We start from the raw sequence: 24,194 nt of genomic DNA on the forward strand, positions 1-24,194 counted from the left end.
CAATGATCCCGGTTGCCCCGCACTGCCTGGAGCGTGAGCGTGGCTCCGCAGTTGTTGATTTTGTCCTCGTGGGCGCGCTGCTGACGATGTTCTTCCTGGCCATCATCCAGCTTGCGCTCGTGTTGCACGTCCGGAACACGCTGATCGACGCTGCGGCTTCAGGTGCGCGATACGGGACGCTGGCGGACCGCAGTGCAGCTGACGCGCGGCAGCGGACGGAAGAACTCATCGGCACTGCCCTCAATGCAGGCTTCGCGCGAGACATCGAGACGCGCGAAGTCACGTTTCGAGGGCTTCGGACCCTCGAAGTGACGGTCAGGGCGCCGATGCCGGTGGTGGGTCTGATCGGCCCGCGCGACCTACTGGAAGTGAAAGGGCATGCGGCAATCAACAAGTGAACTCTTTGGGCGGGCGGGCCTTGCCGGGCGAACGTTCGTGAGGCGTCTCCGCCAGGCGTGGGGTTGCGTCGGGCTGTGTAGTACCGGCCGGTGCAGTGCCGGGTGCAATACGGTACACGGATTCAGGGCTGATGATCGGGGGCAGCGGGGGAGCGCGGTGGTCGAGTTCACCTTCCTGGGGCTGCTCCTCATGGTGCCTGTGGTCTACTTCGTCATCACCGTCGGCCAGATCCAAGGCGGCTCATTTGCGGTGGTGGGTGCAGCGGATCAGGCTGCCAAGGTTTTTGTGGCCCAATCGGATGAAGCATCGGGACGGGAGGCAGCCGAGCAGGCCGCGGTGCTGGCGATCGCCGACTACGGACACCCTGCCCACGACGCCCGCGTGGAGATCAGCTGCGACCGCGGGGACTGCATGGCCGCAGGGTCAGCAGTCACCGTCACGGTACATCTGAGCGTGCCACTGCCCTTCGTGCCGTTCAGCGACGCGTTCCGGCTGAACGCCAGCCATCTCAGCGGCACCGCTACCCAGATCGTAGGCAGGTTCCGTTGAAAACCCCCGCACCACAAGACCTGCCAAAGCAACACCCGCGACGATGCGCCGGTGGAAGCGAGGACGGGCAGATGACCGTGCTCATCATCGGCTTCGTCATGCTGGCGCTTTTGGTGGGCACAGTGATGATGGGCGCCTCCACCCTGTACATAGAGCACAAGAAACTCCTCTCACTGGCTGATGGCGCCTCCGTTGCGGCGGCAGGAAGCTACACCCTCGGCCAGGTGGAAACTGCAGGCGGAACGCCCTCCGCTGTTCTGAACGGGGACCGCATCAGGAACGTCGCCAGCGACTACCTTGCAAGGAACGGTGCGTTTGGCCGCTTTGATGCCCTGACCGTCGCCCCGGCAACAGGCACGCCCGACGGTTCTACCGCCGTCGTGGTTCTCAGTGCTGCTGTCCACCCTCCCGTGGTGAACTTCCTCGTGCCGGGTGGCATACAGGTAGAGGCGGTCTCGACAGCGCGTTCCAGGCTGACGCGATGAGTCAAGGCTGACTAACGCGAACCAGGCTGACTAACGTGAACCAGGCTGACTCGGTGAACCAAGGCTGGCGCGGTGAGTCCGCCCTGCCTGTCAGGCCTGGCAGGCCTGCGATCATCGTCCTGCCGGAGGAGGCGGATAGCGTAGGCTTAAATAACCATGGCTCAGATTGATTTTCCTGCAGAGATTCGCGCACTGCGCGCCACTTACACTTCCATCGAGAACGTCTCGAACGTCGAGGAGTTGAAGGAAGAGATCGCAGAACTGAGCGAGCGCGCCGGGGAACCGAACCTGTGGGACGATCCCGCGGCCGCGCAGGTCATCACCTCCCGCCTCTCCCATCGCCAGTCCGAGCTGGAGAGGCTCAACAAGCTCGCTTCCCGGATCGACGACCTTGAGGTGTTGGTCGAACTCGGCCAGGACGAGGATGACGCCGACTCCATGGGTGAAGCTGCAGCAGAGCTCGAGTCGATTCGCAAAGCTCTGGAAGAGCTTGAAATCGTCACACTCCTTTCCGGAGAGTATGACGAGCGCGAGGCTGTGGTGACCATCCGGGCGGGCGCAGGCGGCGTGGATGCTGCGGATTTTGCCGAGATGCTCATGCGGATGTACTTGCGCTGGGCCGAACGACATGGCTATCCCACGACAGTCATGGACACGTCCTACGCCGAGGAAGCCGGGCTCAAATCGGCCACGTTCGAAGTCAAAGCGCCGTACGCCTTCGGCACCCTGAGCGTCGAGGCCGGAACTCACCGACTCGTCCGCATCAGCCCCTTCGACAACCAGGGCCGCCGGCAGACATCCTTCGCCGCCGTGGAGGTCATACCGCTCATTGAGCAGACCGACTCCATCGACATCCCTGACAACGAGATACGCGTCGACGTTTTCCGTTCCTCAGGTCCCGGCGGACAGTCCGTCAATACAACGGACTCCGCCGTCCGGCTGACTCATATCCCCACCGGCACTGTGGTGTCCATGCAGAACGAAAAGTCGCAGCTGCAGAACCGCGCCGCCGCGATGCGCGTGCTCCAGTCCCGCCTCCTGCTCCTCAAGAAGGAGCAAGAGGACGCCGAAAAGAAGGCGCTGGCCGGCGACGTCAAAGCCTCCTGGGGAGACCAGATGCGCTCCTACGTCCTGAACCCGTACCAAATGGTGAAGGATCTCCGGACCGAACACGAAGTCGGGAACACGTCTGCTGTGTTTGACGGTGCCATCGATGATTTCATCGAGGCCGGTATCCGGTGGCGAACGGACAACCGCAACGCCGCGAAATAGGTTTCGGCCGGGCGCAGGCCTACCGGCTGCCCAGCCGGGCGGCACGCTTGCCGGTCGCCCGGCCGCGCAGCCGGAGGAATGTGGGCCAACTGCCCAACTGCCCCGCCTGCTGGCAGATTCGCATCCGGATTCTCCTCGGCGACACGCCCTTGGCACTCACCGGGAAGTGCCTTTCCCCATAGGTATAGTCGAGAAGCCGGAGCTCTACTTCCCCCAAGCGAAAGCCCCCGCCCCGGTTGCAGGCCGGGCCACACGTCCCTTACTGCAGGGTTCCTAGGATCATGATCCGTTTCGAAAATGTCACTAAGGTCTACGACCAGACGACCCGGCCCGCGCTGGACTCTGTCACCCTTGAAATAGACCGTGGTGAATTCGCCTTCCTCGTGGGCGCGTCAGGGTCCGGCAAGTCCACATTCCTGCGCCTGGTGCTCAAGGAGGACCGTGCGACGTCCGGATCGGTCTACGTTGCCGGACAGAACGTCGCCAAGATTTCAAGCTGGCGCGTGCCGAGGCTGCGCCGCGGTATCGGCGTCGTGTTCCAGGATTTCCGTTTGCTGCCGCAAAAGAACGTTTTCGCGAATGTGGCCTTTGCTATGCAGGTGATCGGCAAAAGCCGCAGCGTCATCCGGGACACTGTCCCTGAAGTGCTGAAGACGGTCGGTCTGGAAGGCAAAGAGAAGCGGATGCCGCATGAGCTCTCGGGCGGTGAACAGCAGCGCGTGGCCATCGCCCGCGCCGTGGTCAACCGGCCCGGAATCCTGCTTGCGGACGAACCTACGGGAAACCTCGACCCCACCACCTCCATGGGCATTATGGGCGTCCTGGACAAGATCAACCAGAACGGCACCACCGTGGTCATGGCCACTCACGACGACGACATCGTCAACGAGATGCGTAAGCGCGTTGTGGAACTGAAGAACGGAAGGGTCATCCGCGACGAAGCCCGCGCCCTGTACACGTCCATGATTCCGGTGGTGGGCCAGTCCCGCAGGCTCCGGGACGCAAGCGGGCGCGCCGAAGGCGCCGCCGCCGAGGAGGGCCGGCTGTGAGGCTCCAGTTCATCCTCGGTGAAATCGGCAGCGGGCTCCGGCGGAACCTGTCCATGGTGGTCTCGGTCATTCTCGTCACCTTCGTCTCCCTCACCTTCGTTGGCGCGGCCGGAATGCTCCAGCTGCAGATCAACCAGATGAAGGGCTACTGGTATGACAAGGTCCAGGTGGCCATCTTCCTCTGCGGTGAAGGCTCGACGGCGGCCGGTTGCGCTTCGGGGTCCGCGACGCCTGAGCAGCAAGATAATTTGCGGACGCTTCTGGAATCACCGGCCGTGTCCCAATACATCAACGATTTCCAGTTCGAGTCCAAGGAAGATGCCTACAAGCACTTCAAGGAACAGTTCTCGAATTCACCGATTGTGGACTCAGTGACGCCGGACCAGCTTCCCGCGTCCTTCCGCATTAATATGAAGGACCCGGAAAAATACCAGATCATCAGTGAGACCTTCTCCTCCCAGCCGGGAGTGGAAACGGTGATTGACCAGCGCCAGGTGCTGGAGCGGCTCTTTTCCGTCATGAACGCGGCGTCGCTCGTTGCGGTGATCATCGCTGGCGTCATGACGGTCTGTGCCATCCTGCTCATCGCGACCACCATCAGGCTCTCGGCCTTCAGCCGCCGGCGCGAGACGGGCATTATGCGGCTTGTGGGCGCCTCGAAGACGGTGATCCAGCTGCCGTTCATCCTCGAGGGCGTGATTGCCGCGGTCATTGGCGCAACCCTGGCTTCCGGAACGCTCTGGGCGGTGGCGCACTTCTTCCTGGGGGAGTACATGTCCAACCAATACCCGGACACTGCCTTTATTTCCCCTGCCCAGACATTGCTGCTGGCGCCGGCCCTGATTGGACTGGGCGTCGTCCTGGCCGGCACTTCTTCCCTGCTGACTCTCCGCCGATACTTGAGGGTGTAAGCCATGACCATCGAAGGAATCCCTATGACCGCGAAGCCCGGCCGCACATGGTCCTGCGCACCAGCCGGGCGCCAGCTCAGGATCATCAGCGCTGCCCTGGCCGTGGTCCTCGCAGCCGGCCTGGGTACATCTGCTCCGGCTTTTGCCGGTGAACTCGAAGATCAGCAGGCAGCGCTGAAGGCGGAGGCGTCCCGGGTTCAGCAGTCCCTCGAATTCGTCGATGCCAAGATTTCCAAGGCGGCCGCGGACCTCGTCATGTTCCGTGGCCAGCTCCCCGGCGCCCAGCAGGCTCTGCTCGAGGCGCAGGGGCGGGTAGCGAGTGCAGTGAAGGAAGTGGAGGCACTGGCCGCCCGCGTCGACCTTGCCCAACAGAACAAGGCGAAGATCACCCAGCAGCTCGACGCGGACAAGCAGAAGATCGCCAGCACGAAGAAGCTGATCGGCCAGATCGCCACCCAAGCGTACAAATCGGGAGGGGTGCCGTCGAACCTGACCCTGTTTTTCGGGTCGAACAACACCGGCAGCCTCACCGACACGATTGACCTGGCAGACCAGGCCATGCGCAGCCAGAACTCGGCGATGGACAAGCTGACCCAGCAGAACGCCACCAACGTGAACTCCCAGGCCCGCCTGGAAGCCGTGGAGGCTGAGATCCGGGACCTTAAGGCCAAGGCCGACGCGGCACTCGCGAAGGAAAAGGCCGCGCGGGACGAAGCAGCCGCCAAAAAGGCCAAGGTGGACAAGCTCATCGCGGACACGGCGCGCCTGAACCAGCAACTGGAAGCTGCGAAGCCCGGGATTCAGAAGAAACTCGCGACCGTGAAGGCCCGTCAGGAAGCTGTGGCGGCCGAGATCGTTGAGCGGGACCGTAAGCTGCGCGAGGCTTGGCTGGCCGAACAGCGCCGCATTGCAGAGGCCGCCGCAGCGGCAGCCCGTGCACGTGCCGAGGCCGAGGCCAGGGCAAGAGGTGACGCTGAGGCCGCCGCGCGGGCACGGATTGTGAAGCCGTACGTGCCTCCGGTACCCGGCCCGCCGTCGTCGTTTGGACTCCGCCACCCATTCTCCAACGGCGTCCCGATCACCTCAGGTTTCGGGTGGCGTGCAACGCCGCCGGGAACGGTGGATTTCTACGGCTCCGGTGGCTACATGCACACCGGCATCGACTTTGGCGCAAGCTGCGGAACGCCCGTGTACGCACCGACCGCGGGCACCGTTTTCTCTGCCGGGTGGGGTGACGACGGCGGCGGCAACAACGTCAAGATTTCCCATGGCGTGGTGCAGGGCAACTCGTTGACCACCATTTACTATCACAACGCGAGCGTCGTGGTGTCGGTCGGGCAGCAGGTCAGCCAGGGGCAGCTGATTGCCTACTCCGGTACTACCGGCAACTCCACCGGCTGCCATTCCCACTTTGAGACGTGGCTGAACGGTGAAGCGGTGGACCCGATGCGGCTGCTCTAGCGGCCGGCCTTACCTGTGGCAGTCCTGTAGCGGAGTGCCTGCCGTAGACTGGAGTGACTGTGCCCAGGAGATTCCCGGGCTGCACGTTTTCAAGATCTGAGGAGTTCTACCGTGCCGAAAGAAAGTGGCCGTAAGGTAGTGGCCACCAACCGGAAGGCCCGGCATGACTACCATGTCCTGGACACCTATGAGGCCGGGATAGCGTTGATGGGCACCGAGGTGAAATCCCTCCGCGAGGGCCATGCCTCCATGGTGGATGGGTTCTGCACCTTCTACAACGATGAGCTGTGGATGGAGGGAATCCACATCCCCGAATACAACCAGGGAAGCTGGACCAATCACGCAGCCCGGCGGCGCCGTAAGCTCCTGCTGCACCGCGAGGAGCTGATCAAGATTTCCCACAAGATCAGGGAGTCCGGCTTCACCGTGGTGCCCCTGCAGCTGTACTTCCTGGACGGACGCGCCAAGGTCGAGATCGGCATTGCCCGCGGTAAAAAGGAGTATGACAAGCGCCAGACCCTGCGTGAACAGCAGGACAAGCGTGAGGCGCTCCGCACCATGCGGGAGCGCAACCGCAGGTAGGAAATTTTCCGACGCGGGGATGCGTTATGATTGATAGTCCGGCAGGGGTTCAGGTTCCAGCCGGTTTGGTAACAGAATATGGGGATGATCGGTTTCGACGATGTTAGTCGCGACAGGTGAAGCGGGCCGAGGATGCAGAATTATCTCGTAAACGCTTTCTGCAAACCAATAAGTGCCGAATCTAAGCGCACTGACTTCGCTCTTGCTGCCTAAGCAGTAAGACAGTCCGTCAGCCCGAGGTTGCTATCGCCCCGGATCCTGGCGTCATTTAGATAGCCACTGCTGTTTGCCCCCGTCATCGGGGTAAGCGGGACTCTTAGATGACTGGGCCCGGATCAGCCAGCTGTTTGCAGCATGGCTGGGGCCGAGAAAATCCGACGCAAACTGCGCCCGGAGAAGCCCTGACAACACGACATCGGACGGGGGTTCAATTCCCCCCATCTCCACGTTATAAATCCTGAAGCAGCAGCCCGGACCCAGGTCCGGGCTGCTGCTGTTTAAGCCAGCGTGTCTTCGATTGCGACGGCAGGGGAGCGGAGCCGTGCTGTTCACCAACGGCGTAGGCTTTTGGGGACTAGGCCGGCGGCCGGGCGGGTTGACCTGATAAAGCACCGCAACGTGCACCAGATCGAACCGCCAAGGGAGGCGCGCCATGTCTAGGACGCCGGCACAGCCATCAGATCCCGACAGGGGCGACGACGCCCTTGACGCCTATTCCGAAACCGTTATGCGGGTCGCGAGTACCGTCACTCCGCATGTCGCAGCCATTGAAATGACCGGCAACCGGCGGAATGGCCGTTTCCGGGTCGGTGCAGGTTCGGCCGTGCTTTTCACCGAGGACGGGTACCTGTTGACCAATGCCCACGTCGTCGCCGGGACGCAGAAGGGCCGGGCTGTTTTTGCAGACGGCTCCGCCACCGATGTGGAACTGGTGGGAGCTGATCCCCTGTCCGACCTGGCCGTGGTCCACGGCCACGCACCCCATGTGGCGCCCGCCGAGTTTGGCGATGCCGAATCGCTCCGCGTGGGACAGTTGGTCATCGCGGTGGGCAACCCCCTCGGACTCAATGGGTCGGTGACGGCAGGCGTGGTCAGCGGCCTCGGCAGGGCCATTCCCGTGTGGGCCGGCCGCAACCGGCGCGTGATCGAGGACGTCATTCAGACCGACGCGGCCTTGAATGCGGGCAGCTCGGGCGGTGCCCTGGCCGATGCCCGCAGCAGGATTGTCGGAATCAACACAGCTGTGGCAGGTGCAGGGCTGGGGCTGGCTGTGCCGATCAACAGCACCACGCGGCGGATCATCTCGGCGCTCCTGTCCGACGGACGGGTTCGCCGCGCCTACCTGGGCGTGGTCAGCACACCCTTCAGACTCGGCCCCAGTGCCGTGATCCGCACCGGGCAGCGTGAGGGGCTGCGCGTTGTCGAAGTCCTCGCGGGTTCACCCGCAGAGGCGGCAGGAGTGAAGGTGGACGACGTACTGCTGCGGGCGGGGTCCCGTCCGGTGAGCAACGCTGAAAGCCTTCAGAAGCTCCTCTTTGCCGATGCCGTCGACGTTCCCATGACCATCGTGGTCCTTCGGGACGGCCGCGAGCTGGCGCTCACGGCCGTGCCCGCGGAGATGGACGACTTGGGGTAGGCCAGGCAAAAGGTAGAGGGCAGGCACCAGAAACGGAGCCGGAATCCGGCTCCGTTCCTGGTTGCGCAGTGTGGGTTACCGACGCTTCTTCAGATGCGCCACGGGGTCCGCGGGGCCCTCGAGAGGCCCCTTGGCCTTTTTGTCCGCGCGTTTCTGTTTGATGGTCTTGCCCGCTTTTTTCTGCTGATGCGTATGTGGTGACTTGTCAGGCATGGCGCACTCCCTTGTACGAGGGGCAGGAGTGTGCCCCTCGTACGTAAAATTACGCCTGTTCAACCGGGAATGTAATGCCCGCGCCGCGCAACCGGCCGCGGGAGTCCAGAATGTCGGCTGGTCAGCCCTGAACGTCCGAGATGCCGATGAAACGGCTGCCAACGCCGTCGAATTCGCTGCGGATGAATCCCGGAGCGGGCGGAGGCACATCGGCCGGGCTGTGGTGGCTGCAGCTGACATAGGTGAACTCGGGCCACCATTTCTTGGGCCGCGCGGCTTCGGTGTAACCGCAGACCTCACAGCGCAGGTGTACCCAGACAGGCCTCTGCCCGGTACGGTTTTCCCTGGACTGCAGCAGCCACTGCGGGGGATTGTCCAGGATCTCGCCCAGCTCGGCCTCGGTCATCCTGCTGGGAATCCCGTGACGCTGTGCCATTTCCAGTGGTATATCGAGGGCAATAGCCGCATCACGTCTGCTTATCATCACAGTCCACCTTACGGTAACAGGGTATGGGAGCGCCCGCTGGCGGAGTCAACCGCCGCTCAGTGCGATCCCCGCTGCCGCGGCGGCGAGACCGGCCAGCAGGTTGACGCCGATGTTCAGTGCCGCCGCGCCGTAACGGGCTTCGCTCACCAGCCGCACGGTTGCGGTGGTCCAGGAACTGAAGGTTGTGAGCCCGCCGGCGAGACCGGTCGTGAGCGCGGCATGCCATTCGGCGCCGAGCGTGCTGCTCAGGCCGATGGAAAGTCCGATAATGAAGGACCCTGCGGCATTGACCGTCAGGGTGGCCCACGGCCAATGGCTGCGTGGCGTGGGCCGTCCCGCGAGCCAGCTGTCTGCGGCAAACCGCAGAAGTGCCCCGACAGTGCCGAACAGCCCCACGAGCAGCGGAACCACCAGAGAGGTCACGGCGTGCCCCCCTCGCCGGCGATCGCTTTGCCTGCCTTCCACCCCAAGGCTGCCGCACCGAGTCCCAGCAGGACTGACAGGAACAGGTAGGACATCCACGCGGCGTGGAATCCGCCACGCGCCAACTGGTCGACGGAGGCGACCAGGGCCGAAAACGTCGTGAAGGAACCGAGCAGCCCGGGACCAATGCCGGCCCGAAGCCAGAAGGCCGTTCGCGGGCGAGCGATCCAGACGGTTGTGAGCATGCCAAGGATGAAGCTTCCGGCCACATTGATGGTGAGCGTTGTCCATGGCACGCTGCCTGCCTGCTCCGGAAAGAGCACGCCGAGCCCGTATCGCAGTTCGCTCCCAAACAGTCCTCCCGCAGCAACGGCTGCCCAGGCCTTCCAAGTGCGTCTGCCAGGCTCCTTCACCGCTGCTGCGGCAGTTTCCGCAGCCTTCATGAGGCCGGAGCTTTCATAAGGCATGAACCAGCCATAGGGCATGTACCAGCCACAAGGCGTGAACCAGAGATACGGGCTGAACCAGCCATCCGGGATGAACCAGCCCCGGGAGGTGGTCCGGACGGACTGCGCTCATCCTGCGCTGGCCATGCGGCAGCCCGGATGAGCCGCGTCGCTGTGGACCCACAGCGCGGACGTGACTTCGTCGGCCAGGTCGAAGCTGCGCCTGTTCCCTGCAGGGCCGATGCGCACCATTAGTGCGCCGCCGAAGGGCCTGCGCCCCACGATTTCGACGTCGGAGTCCAGGTCAATCTGCTCGGCGGCAAGGTACCGCAGCAGGTCGGGGTTCTCGTCGCTGATCCGGGTAATCCTGCCGGTGTGACCGTCATCCAGCTCGCTCATCCGGTGCGCAAGCGGAACCTGCACGGTGCCGTCGGCGGATGGAATGGGGTCCCCATGAGGATCGCGGGTGGGATTGCCCAGCTTCGCTGCCATCCGCTCGATAAAGGTATCGGACACGGCATGCTCGAGGAGTTCGGCCTCATCATGCACCTCGTCCCAGCTATAGCCGAGGTCTTGAACCAGGTAAGTCTCGATGAGGCGGTGCCTGCGGACCATGGAAAGTGCGAGGCGCACTCCTTCAGGAGTGAGCGTGATGGCACTGTACGGCTTGTGCAGCACCAGCCCCTGGTCCTTGAGCTTGCGCACCATCTCCGAGACTGAGGAGTTGGCCACGCCAAGGCGCTGGGCGAGCTGCGTGGAGGTGATGGGCTTGTCCTGCCACTCCGTGAAAGAGTAGATGACCTTGACGTAGTCCTCGATGGAGGAGGATGGCGTGCTGGTCTTCACGGATCCAAGCCTACCCGGTGCGCGGATGGCCTCAGGGCCCGCCATGTCTGGGTGAGGTACGGCAGGTGCAGCAGCTCGCCCCCAGTGTGGCCCAGATGTTCGTGGAGATACCAGTCGAGGTTTGCAGTGACCTTGGCCCGCGTGGTCGCGCTGGCTCTGAGATAGTAGCTCCGCGACTTGGTGAGCTCGACAATGTCAGCCGTGGTCACCGGGTCCTCCCACCGGGTCAGGTGGCTTTCCAGACCGGTGAATTCGGGTCCCAGCGGCGGACGGAAGTGCGGCTTGTGGACGTCGCCGGCGTGCATGATGCGTGAGAGCCGGTGAACCCAGGGCACTGATGTGTCCAGCTGGTTCCAGATCAGGCCAAGAACGCCGCCGGGCCGCAGGATCCGGGCAATCTCGGTGCTGGCCCGCAACGGGTCGCACCAGTGCCAGGCCTGCGCCACGGTGACGACATCGAAGGCCGAGCCGGGCAGTCCCGTTTCCTCAGCTTTTCCCTCCAGAGTGTCCACCGTAGGGTAGGAGCTGCGCAGCTGCTCAAGCATATCGGCCGATGGGTCCACTGCAGTGACGCGCAGGCCGCGCTCCACGAGCAGGGCCGTGTACTTACCGGTTCCCGCTCCGATGTCTGCCGCGGTGCGGGCGCCGGCGGGGATGAGCCAGTCGGCCGATTGACCAGGATAACCGGGGCGGACACGGTGGTAATGCTCGCCGCCGTCCTGGAAGCTCAGTCCAAGTTCCTGCCGGCGCCCGTGGTCGAGTTTGGGGCCACCCCGTGCCACGCGCAGTCTCCTTAGGGCAGGGCCGAAAAATTTACCTTTCGAATCTACCGCAATCAGCTCACACTACGCAGCAGTCGCGGAAGTATGCGGTCCGGCGCGGAGGGCTAATCCTGGTTGCAGGGGGCCGCACCGGCGGTGCCGGGGGTGTTGGGTGCCCAGTGCGGGTAGGTGCGGGAGTCGTTGGCCGGGACCCAGCGGCCGGAATCCACCACGTAGTCCCAGCCGAGGCCGCTGCGGCGCAGCTGTTCGATGCCGGCGAGAAGGCGTTCTGCATCCTCGAGCCGGGAACCGACGCCGAAGCTTGCCCGCAGCGAGCCTGAGGGCAAGCCGAGGCGCTTCAGCAGCGGGTGGGCGCAGAAGCGGCCGTCGCGCAGCCCGACGCCGTGCTCGGCGGACAGGTAGGCTGCCACAAGTCCGGCATCATACCCTTCCACCGAGAAGTTGACCACGCCGATGGTGTCGTCCGGGTCGGTGTCGGCGAAGATCTGGTGGACCGTGACGCCCTCGATCCTCTGCAGGCCTTCCATCAGGAAGGAACGGATGGCGGCCTCATGGGCGTGCCAGCTCTCCTGGTCCAGGGCAGCGATGACTTGGGTGGCGCGGGCAAGGGTGGCTGCACCCAGGACGTTGGGTGAGCCGCCTTCGTGGCGTGCCGGACCGGTGGTCCAGCTGACGCCGTCGATCCGCGCTTCGCTGACGGCGCCGCCGCCGGCAAGGTGGGGCGTTCCGGCGTCGAGCCAGTCAGGGCGTCCGACGAGTACGCCGGAGCCGAACGGCGCGTAGAGCTTATGGCCTGAGAATGCGAGGTAATCGACGTCGTCAGCGGCAATGTCGATACGCCGGTGCGGGGCGAGCTGTGCGGCGTCCACCACGATCCGTGCGCCGAATTCGTGGGCAAGCGCCGCAAGGCGGCGGATCGGAAGGATTTCCCCGGTGACGTTCGAGGCACCTGTGACGGCGAGGAGGCTGACGTGGCCGTGCCGCAGTTCGGCCCGCAGGCTTTCAACGGTGTCCTCAAGGGAGTCGGAGGCCACGACGCTGCGGTGCGGAACACCCTGCCACGGCAGCAGGTTGGCATGGTGTTCGATGTCCAGATAAAGGACTTCGCCGGTGTGGTGGTGGTCTTCCACGGGCAGGCAGCCCGCCAGCAGATTCAGCGAATCCGTAGTGTTGCGCGTAAAGATAACAGAGTCGTCGGAGCGGCCGCCGACGAACTCACGGACGATGTTCCGGGCGTTCTCGTACACGGACGTGCTGATCTGCGATGCGTATCCGGCACCGCGGTGCACGCTGGCGTAGAACGGCAGGATCTCGTTGAGGTATGCGGAAACCACGGACAGCGCCGGGGCGGAGGCTCCGTAGTCCAGATTGGCGTAGCGCACGTGGCCGCCCTGGATCAGCGGGGCTTGGATCTCGGCGCCGGTGACTGCTGCCAGCGGCCGTCCGGCAGCGGCACAACGACCGTTGATCAGGCCGGCGGCGGTGGAAGGGAAGGTTGCAGTTGTCATGGGACCTCGCTAAGAAAAGGACCCCTGGTGACGGGGATCCGCGCTTGCCGTGTCCGTTCCGGATCGGCCTGGTCGTCACCCGGGGCACCCCACCGCGAATGGAGGGTTGCCGGCCAGCAAACCGGGGTTTTGCGCTGGCACTCGTGACCTGTAAAGAGCGTAGAACATCCGGCAGGCCGGCGAAAAAGACCAGCGCGAATGTTAAGCGGTTTGTTACGGCGTTCTTATTTTTCGCAATCAGCCGAACTTGCGACGGCGGCTGCCCACCCGAGCGGGCATCCGCCGTCGTGATATTCCAAAAAGTGGCTGTATCGCCGAACTAAAGCAGATCGTCCAGTTGCGGGTTAAGGCGCCTGAGGACTTCGGAATGAAGAATCGAGTTGGTGGCGAGCGCATTGCCGCCGAAGGGCCCGTCGGTTCCCTCCAGCGAGGTGAACCTGCCGCCGGCTTCGGTGACGATGGGAACCAGTGCGGCCATGTCGTACAGATTCAGTTCAGGCTCGCACGCGATGTCCACACAGCCTTCGGCGACCATGCAGTAGGACCAGAAATCACCGAAGGCACGGGTGCGCCAGACCTCCTCGGTGAGCGCGATGAAATCGTCCAGGTTTCCGCGCTCCTTCCAGCCGCCGAGGCTGGAGTAGGACAGCGACGCGTCCGAGAGCTTCGAGACGTTTGAAACCCTGAGCCGGGTGGCGGCTGCCAGGGAACGGCCCATGTAGGCTCCAGCGCCCTTGGCGGCCCACCAGCGTTTGCCGAGTGCCGGCGCGCTGACCAGGCCCACTACCGGTTCACCTTCATCAACGAGGGCGATCAGGGTGGCCCACACCGGCACTCCCCGCACGAAGTTCTTGGTCCCGTCGATGGGGTCGATAATCCAGCGCCGGGAGCCGTGCCCGGAACTGCCGAACTCCTCGCCGAGTACGGCGTCACGCGGCCGGGACCTGGACAGCTGGCCGCGGATTGACTCCTCTGCGGCTTTGTCTGCGTCCGTGACCGGGGTCAGATCGGGCTTGGTTTCGATCTGAAGGTCAAGGGCCTTAAACCGGCTCATGGTTTGGTCATCCACGGAATCCGCCAGGACATGGGCAAGGCGCAGATCATCGTTGTAGTTCGAAGCGGGTTGGCTCATGGTTCCAAACTACCGTCAAAGGACCACGGGGGCGGGGATGTCAGCATGCCGGAACCCGGAGAGGGTCAGCCGACGGTGCCGAGTTCCTTTGTTTCCTGTGCTTCCGCACGCGGATCAGTGCCCAGGAGCCGGCGTAGGGAGGCCAGCCGGGCGGGGCCGGACGGTCCGGCCCGCCCGGCCTCGACCCAGGCGTCCACGCCGCAGTTGACGGCACCAGCATCGTGCTTGCAGCCCCGTTCGCAGTTTTCAGTGCCGGGCTCAAGGTCGGGGAAAGAATGCAGGATTCGGTCAGGATCCACGTGGGCCAGCCCGAAGGACCGGATGCCGGGGGTGTCGATGATCCAGCTGCCGGGCGGTGCGTCCGCCAGTTTCAGCGCAAGGGCGGACGACGACGTGTGCCGGCCCCGCCCCGTGACGGCGTTAACGCCGCCGGTTGCCCGTTCGGCACCGGTCAGCGCGTTCACCATGGTCGACTTGCCGACGCCCGAGTGTCCCAGCATGACGGTGACCTTGCCGTCCAGATGCGCCCGAATCTGCGAGACGGCGTCCAGGTCGAGGCGGGCCGACAGCCCGTCGTCCGAGCGGGCGTCGATGCCCGAAGCCGCCGAGTCGGCCGTCCGGCTGATGATGACCGGGAAATCCAGGTGCCGGTAGTTGTCCAGGAGATCCGAGGGGTCTTTGACGTCCGCCTTGGTGATGAGCAGGAGGGGTTCGATGCCGGCGTCGTAAGCGGCCACCAGTGCACGGTCAATGAATCCGGTGCGTGGCTCGGGGTTCGCCGCGGCAACAACCACCACGAGCTGGTCCGCGTTGGCCACGACTGCCCGCTCGACCGGGTCCGTGTCATCGGCGCTCCGGCGCAGCAGCGTCTTCCGGTCCTGGATCTTCACGAGCCGGGCGAGGGTGTCCGGGGCTCCCGACACATCGCCCACAAGGGACACGAAGTCGCCGGCAACAACGGGGGAGCGGCGGAGCTCTCTGGCGCGGGCGGCGATGACGGTCCGTTCGTTTCCGGAGTCCTCGCCGACGACGGCCGTATACCGGCCGCGGTCAACGGTGATGATGCGTCCGGTCACGGCATCGTCGTGGCTGGGCCGGTCCTTGGTGCGCGGACGCGACCCCTTCTTGTTCGGCCGGATACGTACGTCGGATTCGTCCCAGGAGTCAGTCTTCCGTGCCACCGCTGGTCCCCGTAGCGCCGGCGTCTGTGGTACTGCCCTGCGCCAGCATGTCCGCCCACAGCTGCGGGAAGTCTGGCATGGTCTTGGCGGTGGTGCCGATGTCCTGTACCTGAACGCCCCTGACTGCCAGGCCCAGGATCGCCCCGGCAGTGGCCATCCGGTGGTCCGCGTAGCTGTGAACCACGCCGCCGTGGAGCTTGGCCGGGCGGATGATCAGGCCGTCGTCGGTCTCTTCTGCATCCCCGCCGAGGCGGTTGATTTCAGTGACCAGGGCTGCGAGCCGGTCAGTTTCGTGGCCGCGAAGATGCGCGATGCCGCTGAGCCGGGACGGTCCGTTGGCAAGAGCGCAGAGCGCTGCCACTGTTGGTGCCAGTTCGCTGGTTTCAGCGAACTCCGCCCCCTGGATCCCCGGGCCGCCTGTGACGGTGAGGGTGCCGCCGTCGAGCGTTACGGTGGCGCCCATGTCCGCCAGGATAGTCCGCCAGAGGTCGCCCACCTGCGTAGTGTGTTCCGGCCAGTCCGGAATGCGCACCGTCCCGCCGGAGGCCAGGGCAGCCGCCAGGAAGGGGCCGGCGTTGGAGAGGTCCTGCTCAATCCGTTCATCGAAGGCCCGGATGGGTCCCGGGCTCACAATCCAGTGGTTTGGGGTGGAATCGTCCACGTCCACACCGACGCCGCGCAGGACCGCCACAGTCATGTTGATGTGATCCAGGCTGGGCACGGAGGGACCTGCGTGTTCGAGATGCAGCCCTTCGGTGAAGCGTGCGCCCACCAGCAGCAGTGCAGAGACAAACTGCGATGATGCGCTTGCGTCGATGACCAGGTGCCCGCCCTGGACTTCGCCCGAGCCCTCCACTCGGAAGGGCAGCGAGGAGGGTGTCCCGTCGTCCTCGCCGCGGACGGTGACGCCGAGCCCAGTGAGGGCCTCGATGATGGTTCCCATCGGGCGCTCCCGGGCGTGGGGATCGCCGTCGAACACTGCCACGCCGTTACGGAGCGCCGCCAGAGGCGGCACGAAACGCATGACGGTGCCGGCCAAGCCGCAGTCGATGGCGGTGTCCGTTGCTTCCGCGGCAGCCTGGATCGGCGCCACTTCCAGGTCGGGGCCGAACGCTCCGTCGCCGGGTACTTCCCGGACCTCGGCGCCGAGCTGGCGCAGTGCACTGATCATCAGGGCCGAATCCCGCGAGTGGAGCGGTGCCCTGAGGCGGGATGGCCCGTCAGCCAGCGCGGCGAGCACGAGGTACCTGTTGGTCAGCGACTTCGAACCCGGGACGCGTACTGTCGCGTCGACGGGCTGCTCAGCGAACGGGGCAGGCCAGTGCGCAGCAGACCCGGCCTGGTCGGCTGAGGCTTCCGTGATGGATCCGGTCATTCCTGCTTATGCCCCCACTGCATGGTCTACGGCCTTGCGTACTGCCTTGTCGGCCTTGTGCAGCTTCTTCCCGGTAGTCTTCCGCGCGTCGGTGGCCAGGTGTGTGGCGGTCTTCCGGGCGTCCGCAGCCAGGTGCTCGGCACGCCAGGCCAGGCTCGGCTTGCCAGCCGTGTCGACCGAGGCCAGGAGTACGCCGCCGGTCAGGGTGACATTCTTGAGCAGCTGGTTGCGGCGGGCTTCCCGGCCTTGCTTGCTGCTGATGTCCGCGCTGCGGTACTCCACGAAGGCATTCAGGGCTGAGATGAGAGCCAAAAGGCTGGCCGACAGCCTGGCGAACTTGCCGGTAGCGAAAAGGATACCGGCGCCTACCTGGGTTCCGCCGATGACCCGGGCCAGGACCTTCTCATTGGTCTGGAAGGGAAGGGCATCGGCGGCGCGGCGCAGGAGGGGCGACAACTGTTCCGCAGTGTCGTCACTATTCCTGAGCTTGTCCACGCCCGCGAGGACGAAACTTGAAGCCAGCATCGGCCGGGCGAGAAAACGGACAAAGGACATGAATTTCCTCCTGGATGGACGAGCCGCGGTGACTGCGGCGGAGTCGGTTCTAGTCTTGCACTTTTGCGGAATATTTGCCCGCCGCACGCCGTTGTGCATTGCAGGTCCGGAGCGCCCTGGGACAGCGGCCCAGGCCGCCGCCTGATTCAAGCATGGCGTGCCGCTTCGGGCAGCCCCCCGTCACGCCCCGCCAGGGCGGCGCCGGGAACCGGTGCAATGCCGGAACCAGGGGCAGTGCGGAAAACGGAGTGGAGATGGAGCTTTGACGTTGGTAAAAGACGCTATGTACGCACGGGGACCGGTGGATGTCGCGGCCCTGGGGCAGTTTGAAGTGACGCCGGAGATGTCAACGCACGCGGGCTATGGTGCCGGATCCGGTCGCGCTGCAGGAAAGCCGGCGCCTGCCAACCCGTGGGCTGTTCCCGTCGTGACAGTAGACTTGAAAACAATGAGCACCGTGGATCCGGCCTTAGAGGCCTCGCAACAGGACGCCGGCGACGGCACCGAGGGCATCAGCACCTCGCAGGCAGGGGAGCCGGCGGAGGCAATTGATGTCGCCACCGAAAGCCCGGAAGCGCGCCGGGTTCGGTTCGAGCGCGACGCCATGCAGTATGTGGACCAGCTCTATTCAGCTGCCATGCGCATGGCACGCAACCCGTCGGACGCGGAGGATCTTGTGCAGGAGGCCTACACCAAGGCATTCTCGGCGTTCCACCAGTACAAGCCCGGGACCAACCTCAAGGCCTGGCTGTACCGCATCCTCACGAACACTTACATCAACCTCTACCGGAAGCGGCAGCGCGAGCCGCTGCAGTCAAACTCGGACACCATAGAGGACTGGCAGCTCGCACGGGCCGAATCGCACACGTCGAGCGGACTCCGTTCGGCCGAGGCGGAGGCGCTGGACCACCTGCCGGATTCCGACGTCAAGCGGGCGCTGCAGGAGATACCGGAGGAGTTCCGGCTGGCTGTTTACTTCGCAGACGTCGAGGGCTTCGCGTACAAGGAAATTTCAGACATCATGAACACCCCCATCGGCACGGTCATGTCGCGGCTCCACCGCGGCCGGAAAATGCTGCGGGACATGCTGGCGGATTACGCCGCTGAGCGGGGATTTAAAGCTGCCGACCCCCAGACGGCAGCAGAAGGCAACAAACAGGAGAACAGGAAATGAGCGACTGCCAGGGATTGGGCGATTGCGACGACGCCCGGATGCAACGCATCTACGAGTATCTTGATGGTGCATTGACCCGCAGTGACATTAGCGAGATAAAGCAGCATCTGGACGAGTGCCCGGAATGCACGGAGCAGTACGACCTTGAGTGCGTTATCCGCAAGGTCGTTAAGCGCTCCTGCACAGAGTCGGCTCCCGAAAACCTGAAGAACGCGATCCTGGACAGAATCCACAACATCCGGCCGGTTGACGCCTGATTCGCCCGCCACAGCAAAGTGCCCCCGCGACCAAGTGGTCGCAGGGGCACTTTGCTTAAGCATCGGTTCAAGCCGTGGCTTAGGTGTTGGGGCGCTTCCCGTGGTTAGCGCCGCCGCGCTTACGGTCACGACGCTTACGTGCACGCTTGCTCATAGCTGGCCTCCTTAATATCGGTACTCGAAAGAGCTGCCCTCAAGTCTCCCACATCCGGGGACGCGCAGCGAAACCGGGGGAAGCGGGCGGGACCCCGGACACCCATCACTCAGGGGCGTCCATTCCCAGCCACTGGAACCAGCCCCGGTGCAGCACCAGCCACGCCATCAAACCGTAACCGGCCTGGCCGGGTGTGCCGCCGTTGGCCGCCAGGTCCTGGCGCCACTGCTCATGATTGAGCAGTGGCGAGAAGGTGTCCACGTAGAAGTGCTTGCGGCGCGTGGTGACGTCCGCGAAGGCGGTGTTCAGCTCGCCCAGCCGGCGGTTCTGGGCAGGATCAAGCGTTGGTGGAGGTCCTACCACAAACACCTCGAGCCTCTTTTGGGTGGCGGAGTCAAGGATGTTGGCCAGGTTCAGCCTGCTGCGGGCGGTCGAGAGGCCGAATTCGACGTCGCGGCCCGAGAGCCCGATGACCAGCCGGTTTTCGTGGTGGTCGCTGAAGCGGCGGCCGGCTTCCTCCTGCCAGCGGGCAGCAAGGCCCTCGGTGCCTTCCTGGGGACAGGGAAGTGAGAAGCTCTCAACTGCCATGCCGTCCTGCGGTGTGCGGGCCAGGACTCGTCCCAACCATCCCAGTGCCCGCGGATCCCCGAGACCGGCCAGCAGTTCATCTCCAACAGCTGCGATGCGCAGCTTCCTGTCTTCCACTACTACCTCTTCACTTATATTGACGACGTGTCCTGGCTGCCGGAGAGCCCCGCAGACGTTGTGCCACTGGGATCCTGCAGCCAGGAGTCCCTGGCTCTGTCCATTAACTCATGCCGATTAAACAGAACTGCCCGGCGGGAAGCGGTATTTCACCGTCCGGCCGGGCAGCTGTGCTGCTACTTGCGCGCGAATGCCTGCTTCAGGAGCGTATCCTGCTCGGCAGCGTGGCGCTTCATGGAGCCTGCCGCAGTGGAGGCCGAAGCCGGCCGTGACACGAGCCGGATCTTACGGTCCAGCGCCTGCGGGAGGTTCAAGCCCATGTACGGCCACGGGCCCTGGTTCGCAGGTTCGTCCTGCGCCCAGACCACTTCGGCGTTCGGGTACTTCGCCAGCTCGGCTGCGATCTCCTCGTCGGGCAGCGGGTAAAGCTGCTCGACGCGGATGATCGCCGTCGTCTTGTCGCCTGTCTTCTGCCGGGTGGACAGCAGGTCGTAGTAAAGGCGCCCGGAGACAAGCAGAACGCGTTCGACGGCGTCCGCCTGCAGCTGCTCGTGTTCACCGATGACGGGGCGGAATCCGCCCGTGGTGAAGTCCTCCACCGCGGACGCGGCAGCCTTGAGGCGCAGCAGCTGCTTGGGTGTGAAGATGATGAGCGGCTTCCGCGGCCGGCTGTAGGCCTGGCGGCGCAGCAGGTGGAAGTGCGAAGCGGCCGTCGTGGGGTTGGCGACGATCATGTTTTCCTCGGCGCACATCTGCAGGAAACGCTCAATCCGTGCGGACGAGTGGTCCGGGCCCTGTCCTTCGTAGCCGTGCGGCAGCATCAGCACCAGTGACGAGCGCTGGCCCCACTTCTGCTCGGCGGAGGAAATGAACTCATCGATGATGGTCTGTGCGCCGTTGACGAAGTCGCCGAACTGGGCTTCCCAGAGCACAAGGGCATCGGGACGCTCCACGGAGTAGCCGTACTCGAAGCCCATGGCCGCGTATTCGGACAGCAGGGAGTCGTAGATCCACAGCTTCGCCTGGCTGTCGGAGAGGTTGCCCAGAGGCAGCCACTCGTTGCCGTTGGCACGGTCGTGGAACACGGCGTGGCGCTGCACAAAAGTACCGCGGCGCGAGTCCTGGCCGGCGAGGCGCACGGGTACGCCTTCCAAGATGAGCGAGCCGAACGCCGCGATTTCGCCGAAGCCCCAGTCAATGCTGCCCTCGCGGGACATCTGCTCACGCTTCTCGAGCAGTTGCTTGAGCTTGGCGTGCACGGTGAAGCCATCCGGGATCTCCAGGTGGGCTTTGCCGATGCGGGCCAGCGTGTCCGCGGAGATCGCCGTGGAGACGGGGGCGTTAATGCCAGAGTCCGACTGCTGGGCCTGCGGCCTCTCGAGGTCCGATACTGCCGAGGAGTCAGCGGTAATGATCGGAATCGGCGAGGTCTGCGCCGCGTGCGTCTCGGCGAAGACACGCTCCAGGCGTTCCTGGTAGTCGCGCAGCAGCTGCTCTGCTTCTTCCTCAGTGATGTCACCACGGCCGATCAGGGACTCGGTGTAAAGCTTGCGGACCGAACGCTTCGCTTCGATGAGGTTGTACATGAGCGGCTGGGTCATCGAGGGATCGTCGCCCTCGTTGTGGCCCCGGCGCCGGTAGCAGACCATGTCAATGACGACGTCCTTGTGGAACTTTTGGCGGAACTCGTAGGCCAGCTGGCCAACGCGGACCACGGCCTCGGGATCGTCGCCGTTCACATGGAACACAGGCGCCTGAATCATCTTCGCGACGTCAGTCGAGTAGGTGCTGGACCGTGACGAGGACGGTGCCGTGGTGAAGCCCACCTGGTTGTTGACCACGACGTGGATGGTGCCGCCGGTACGGTAACCGCGAAGCTGGGAAAGGTTGAGGGTCTCCGCCACGACGCCCTGCCCGGCAAAGGCTGCGTCGCCGTGCACCATGATCGGCAGCACGGGGAAGGCCTCACCCTGGTCCAGGCGGTCCTGCTTGGCGCGGACGATGCCTTCAAGCACGGGGTCCACAGCCTCGAGGTGCGAGGGGTTGGCGGCGAGGTAGACCTTGGTCTCGTTGCCGTTGTCCGAGGTGAACGTGCCCTCGGTGCCCAGGTGGTACTTGACGTCACCGGAGCCCTGCACGGAGCGGGGGTCCTGGGTGCCTTCGAACTCGCGGAAGACCTGGGCGTAGGTCTTGCCGGCGATGTTCGTCAGCACGTTGAGGCGGCCGCGGTGGGCCATGCCGATGGCGACCTCGTCCAGGCCGTCGTCGGCTGCGTCGGAGATGATGGAGTCCAGCAGCGGAATCAGGGATTCCCCGCCTTCCAGGGAGAAGCGCTTCTGGCCGACGAACTTGGTCTGCAGGAAGGTCTCGAAGGCCTCGGCCGCGTTGAGCTTGGAGACGATGCGCAGCTGCTCGTCGCGGCTCGGCTTGGAGTACGGGTGCTCCAGCTGGTCCTGGAACCACTTGCGCTCAGCCGGCTCCTGGATGTGCATGTACTCGATGCCGGTGGTGCGGCAGTAGGCGTCGCGGAGTACACCGAGAATGTCGCGGAATTTCAGCTGCGGCTTGCCGCCGAATCCGCCCGTGGGCCATTCACGGTCCAGGTCCCACAGCGTCAGGCCGTAGGTCAGGACGTCAAGGTCCGGGTGCTTGCGCTGCACGTACTCCAGCGGATCAGTGTCCGCCATGAGGTGGCCGCGGACGCGGTAGGAGTGGATCAGCTGCTGGATCCGTGCGACCTTGTTGATCTGGTCGGACGGATCTATCTGGAGGTCAGCGCTCCAGCGCACCGGCTCGTACGGAATGCGCAGGGACTCGAAGATCTCGTCGTAGAAGTTCTGCGCGCCGAGCAGGAGGGAGTGCACCAGCTTGAGGAACTCGCCGCTGCCTGCACCCTGGATGACGCGGTGGTCGTAGGTGGAGGTAAGGGTGAGGACCTTGCTGATGGCGTTATGGGCGATGATCTTCTCGCTGGCACCCTGGAACTCCGCCGGGTAGTCCAAAGCACCGACGCCGATGATGGCGGCCTGGCCCTTGGACAGGCGGGGAACGGAGTGGACCGTGCCGATGCCGCCGGGGTTGGTCAGGGACACAGTGGTGCCCTGGTGGTCCTCGGCTGTCAGCTTGCCGTTGCGGGCGCGCTTGATCAGGTCCTCGTACGTGTGCCAGAACTCCGAGAAGTTGAGCGTCTCGGCCTTCTTGATGTTCGGCACCATGAGCAGGCGGGTGCCGTCAGGCTTCGGCATATCGATGGCGATGCCGAAGTTCACGTGGGCGGGCTGGACGGCGACCGGCTTGCCGTCCACCTCGTCGTAGTAGACGTTCATCGACGGGAACTGGGAAAGCGCCCGGATGACCGCGTAACCGATGAGGTGGGTGAAGGAGACCTTGCCGCCGCGTGCACGGGCCAGGTTGGAGTTGATGACGACGCGGTTGTCGATCAGCAGCTTGGCCGGAATGGCACGGACGGAAGTAGCCGTGGGGACCTCGAGGCTGGTCACCATGTTGGTCGCGATGGCTTTGGCCGGACCGCGGAGGACGGAAACGACATCCTCCTCGGGCGCTGTGGGCGCCTTGACATTCTTGGGGAGCTGCGCGGGGATGGGCTGGGCGCCGGTGCCCGCCTCAGTCTTTTTGGCTCCGTCGCGGGCCACGGTTGCAGGTGCCTTCTTCGCGGGTTCGGCCGGGGCAGCGGGAGCAGCTACGGCAGGCGACGGTGCCTGCGGGGCTGCCGGTGCCTGGGCCGCCGAAGCGGGGGCTTTGGCAGGAGCCGGGGGAGCTACGAGGGGCATCTCCCGCGTAGGGGGGTGAGCCTGCGTGTTTGCAGTGCTCGGGGCACCGTTGGAAGATGGGCCGTTGCCGCTGTCAAAAGACTCGAACAGTGGCCACCATTTAGCATCAACCGTATTCTTGTCCTGCTGGTAACGCTCGTACAGTTCGTCAACGAGCCACTCGTTTCCGCCAAATTCCTCTGGTAGACGGTGGCTAGGCTGCTCTGGCACTTGAAATACGCCTCTTCCATGAGTTTGATTTCCCTCTGGTCGCCAAGGTGCCACGGCACAACAATCGAACCAGTTTCTGTGTCCTATGAACCCAGACCTTTGCCAGTCTAGTGACGTTCACGGGTTAACTGCCAATAAGGGTGATCCAAATCATGTAGCTGCCGTACTGTGGCGAAAATCCCATAGACATCTGGTTCGAAGAGCGCAGAACCGGACCCTCCGTGTGCTTCGGAACCGGCGGACTCACGCCGTCGCCCGGATGCCTCGCACACCGTCGGGCCGAGTGAAAGTTGCCGACCAGAGCTGCGGGCGGAACCGCCGGGGCCCCTGCACCTGTTCAAGCTCACCGGGCTTTGTGCCCCGGCCTTGACGCGGGAGGCAGAGGTACTCCTGTAAACTGCAATTCTTATGGACAGTAAATCTAGGTGCCGGCCTGGGGGCTGTCAGCGGGGCAGAATCAGCACCGCGGCACAGCCTGACCACAGCGCCGGCAAACCCCGTGCACGATCCCAACGTCTGTCGCTTCCCTTCACGCAGGCCTCAAGCGAGGTAGCGCAAGCCGCTGCCGACCAGCCTCCGCCGGGCTCTTCAGGAGCAAACAGAGACCACCT

The 24,194-nt window shown here is 64.4% G+C and carries 24 protein-coding genes, 1 other RNA gene and 1 riboswitch; of the genes, 12 read left to right on the plus strand and 13 right to left on the minus strand.

What is annotated here, in order from left to right; all coding sequences use genetic code 11:
* Positions 1-2 precede the first annotated feature (2 nt).
* The 10 genes from M1E01_RS06955 (at position 3) to M1E01_RS07000 (ending at position 8,344) form a co-directional block, all read left to right on the plus strand.
* Positions 3-398: a TadE family protein gene (locus M1E01_RS06955; protein WP_457974334.1), complete on the plus strand. Its 396-nt coding sequence runs from the start codon at positions 3-5 to the stop codon at positions 396-398.
* A 157-nt stretch (positions 399-555) separates the two neighbouring features.
* Positions 556-948 (plus strand): hypothetical protein, encoded by a 393-nt coding sequence (locus tag M1E01_RS06960; protein ID WP_457974335.1) that lies wholly within the window; start codon positions 556-558, stop codon positions 946-948.
* Between the two features lie 71 nt (positions 949-1,019).
* The gene (locus tag M1E01_RS06965; protein WP_457974336.1) at positions 1,020-1,433 is read left to right on the plus strand and encodes a pilus assembly protein TadG-related protein; all 414 of its coding nucleotides are present in this window, start codon (positions 1,020-1,022) and stop codon (positions 1,431-1,433) included.
* 156 nt (positions 1,434-1,589) lie between these two features.
* Positions 1,590-2,705: a peptide chain release factor 2 gene (prfB, locus tag M1E01_RS06970; RefSeq protein WP_457974337.1), complete on the plus strand. Its 1,116-nt coding sequence runs from the start codon at positions 1,590-1,592 to the stop codon at positions 2,703-2,705.
* Positions 2,706-2,986: 281 nt separating this feature from the next.
* Complete coding sequence (ftsE, locus tag M1E01_RS06975; RefSeq protein WP_457974338.1) at positions 2,987-3,754, plus strand: cell division ATP-binding protein FtsE; 768 nt, start codon at positions 2,987-2,989, stop codon at positions 3,752-3,754.
* A complete protein-coding gene (gene ftsX / locus M1E01_RS06980) occupies positions 3,751-4,665 on the plus strand; it encodes a permease-like cell division protein FtsX (protein ID WP_457974339.1) in 915 nt (304 codons plus the stop codon). The genes ftsE and ftsX overlap by 4 nt, the downstream gene beginning before the upstream one ends.
* A gap of 3 nt (positions 4,666-4,668) precedes the next feature.
* Complete coding sequence (locus M1E01_RS06985) at positions 4,669-6,126, plus strand: peptidoglycan DD-metalloendopeptidase family protein (protein ID WP_457974340.1); 1,458 nt, start codon at positions 4,669-4,671, stop codon at positions 6,124-6,126.
* Positions 6,127-6,237: 111 nt separating this feature from the next.
* Entirely contained in the window at positions 6,238-6,708 is a 471-nt protein-coding gene (smpB, locus tag M1E01_RS06990) for an SsrA-binding protein SmpB (protein WP_457974341.1), read from the plus strand.
* 80 nt (positions 6,709-6,788) lie between these two features.
* Positions 6,789-7,157, plus strand: a transfer-messenger RNA (tmRNA) gene (ssrA, locus tag M1E01_RS06995).
* A gap of 203 nt (positions 7,158-7,360) precedes the next feature.
* A complete protein-coding gene (locus tag M1E01_RS07000) occupies positions 7,361-8,344 on the plus strand; it encodes a S1C family serine protease (RefSeq protein WP_457974342.1) in 984 nt (327 codons plus the stop codon).
* Positions 8,345-8,678: 334 nt separating this feature from the next.
* Here M1E01_RS07000 and M1E01_RS07005 read toward each other — a convergent pair whose 3' ends face one another.
* The 10 genes from M1E01_RS07005 to M1E01_RS07050 form a co-directional block, all read right to left on the minus strand.
* Entirely contained in the window at positions 8,679-9,041 is a 363-nt protein-coding gene (locus M1E01_RS07005; protein ID WP_457974343.1) for a hypothetical protein, read from the minus strand.
* A gap of 48 nt (positions 9,042-9,089) precedes the next feature.
* A complete protein-coding gene (locus M1E01_RS07010; protein WP_457974891.1) occupies positions 9,090-9,458 on the minus strand; it encodes a fluoride efflux transporter FluC in 369 nt (122 codons plus the stop codon).
* Between the two features lie 5 nt (positions 9,459-9,463).
* Entirely contained in the window at positions 9,464-9,910 is a 447-nt protein-coding gene (locus M1E01_RS07015) for a fluoride efflux transporter FluC (RefSeq protein WP_457974892.1), read from the minus strand.
* A 132-nt stretch (positions 9,911-10,042) separates the two neighbouring features.
* Positions 10,043-10,759, minus strand: a complete 717-nt coding sequence (locus M1E01_RS07020) for a metal-dependent transcriptional regulator (protein ID WP_457974344.1) — start codon at positions 10,757-10,759, stop codon at positions 10,043-10,045.
* Positions 10,756-11,541: a class I SAM-dependent methyltransferase gene (locus M1E01_RS07025; RefSeq protein ID WP_457974345.1), complete on the minus strand. Its 786-nt coding sequence runs from the start codon at positions 11,539-11,541 to the stop codon at positions 10,756-10,758. Before M1E01_RS07025 ends, M1E01_RS07020 begins: the two co-directional genes overlap by 4 nt.
* Before the next feature lie 104 nt (positions 11,542-11,645).
* The gene (locus M1E01_RS07030) at positions 11,646-13,049 is read right to left on the minus strand and encodes an aminotransferase class V-fold PLP-dependent enzyme (RefSeq protein WP_457974346.1); all 1,404 of its coding nucleotides are present in this window, start codon (positions 13,047-13,049) and stop codon (positions 11,646-11,648) included.
* Between the two features lie 35 nt (positions 13,050-13,084).
* Positions 13,085-13,198: riboswitch (SAM riboswitch) on the minus strand.
* Between the two features lie 170 nt (positions 13,199-13,368).
* Positions 13,369-14,181: a histidinol-phosphatase gene (gene hisN / locus M1E01_RS07035; RefSeq protein ID WP_457974347.1), complete on the minus strand. Its 813-nt coding sequence runs from the start codon at positions 14,179-14,181 to the stop codon at positions 13,369-13,371.
* A 65-nt stretch (positions 14,182-14,246) separates the two neighbouring features.
* Positions 14,247-15,362 carry a ribosome small subunit-dependent GTPase A gene (gene rsgA, locus M1E01_RS07040; RefSeq protein ID WP_457974348.1) on the minus strand — a complete coding sequence of 372 codons (1,116 nt, stop codon included), beginning with the start codon at positions 15,360-15,362 and terminating at the stop codon, positions 14,247-14,249.
* Positions 15,346-16,737 (minus strand): 3-phosphoshikimate 1-carboxyvinyltransferase, encoded by a 1,392-nt coding sequence (gene aroA / locus M1E01_RS07045; protein ID WP_457974349.1) that lies wholly within the window; start codon positions 16,735-16,737, stop codon positions 15,346-15,348. The genes rsgA and aroA overlap by 17 nt, the downstream gene beginning before the upstream one ends.
* Before the next feature lie 6 nt (positions 16,738-16,743).
* The gene (locus M1E01_RS07050; protein WP_457974350.1) at positions 16,744-17,292 is read right to left on the minus strand and encodes a DoxX family protein; all 549 of its coding nucleotides are present in this window, start codon (positions 17,290-17,292) and stop codon (positions 16,744-16,746) included.
* A gap of 448 nt (positions 17,293-17,740) precedes the next feature.
* Between M1E01_RS07050 and M1E01_RS07055 the strand changes: the two genes are divergently transcribed.
* Positions 17,741-18,466 (plus strand): sigma-70 family RNA polymerase sigma factor, encoded by a 726-nt coding sequence (locus M1E01_RS07055; RefSeq protein ID WP_457974351.1) that lies wholly within the window; start codon positions 17,741-17,743, stop codon positions 18,464-18,466.
* Positions 18,463-18,723, plus strand: a complete 261-nt coding sequence (gene rsrA, locus M1E01_RS07060) for a mycothiol system anti-sigma-R factor (protein ID WP_457974352.1) — start codon at positions 18,463-18,465, stop codon at positions 18,721-18,723. The genes M1E01_RS07055 and rsrA overlap by 4 nt, the downstream gene beginning before the upstream one ends.
* 79 nt (positions 18,724-18,802) lie before the next feature.
* On the opposite strand, the gene M1E01_RS07065 is transcribed toward rsrA, so the two are convergent.
* The 3 genes from M1E01_RS07065 to M1E01_RS07075 form a co-directional block, all read right to left on the minus strand.
* Complete coding sequence (locus tag M1E01_RS07065; RefSeq protein WP_369299106.1) at positions 18,803-18,877, minus strand: 50S ribosomal protein bL37; 75 nt, start codon at positions 18,875-18,877, stop codon at positions 18,803-18,805.
* A gap of 105 nt (positions 18,878-18,982) precedes the next feature.
* On the minus strand, positions 18,983-19,582 hold the full coding sequence (locus M1E01_RS07070; RefSeq protein WP_457974353.1) for a GDSL-type esterase/lipase family protein: 600 nt from the start codon (positions 19,580-19,582) through the stop codon (positions 18,983-18,985).
* A gap of 176 nt (positions 19,583-19,758) precedes the next feature.
* Positions 19,759-23,583, minus strand: coding sequence for a multifunctional oxoglutarate decarboxylase/oxoglutarate dehydrogenase thiamine pyrophosphate-binding subunit/dihydrolipoyllysine-residue succinyltransferase subunit (locus tag M1E01_RS07075; protein WP_457974354.1), 3,825 nt, complete (start codon positions 23,581-23,583; stop codon positions 19,759-19,761).
* Positions 23,584-24,194 lie beyond the last annotated feature (611 nt).

The organism is Arthrobacter sp. D1-17 (assembly GCF_054130535.1).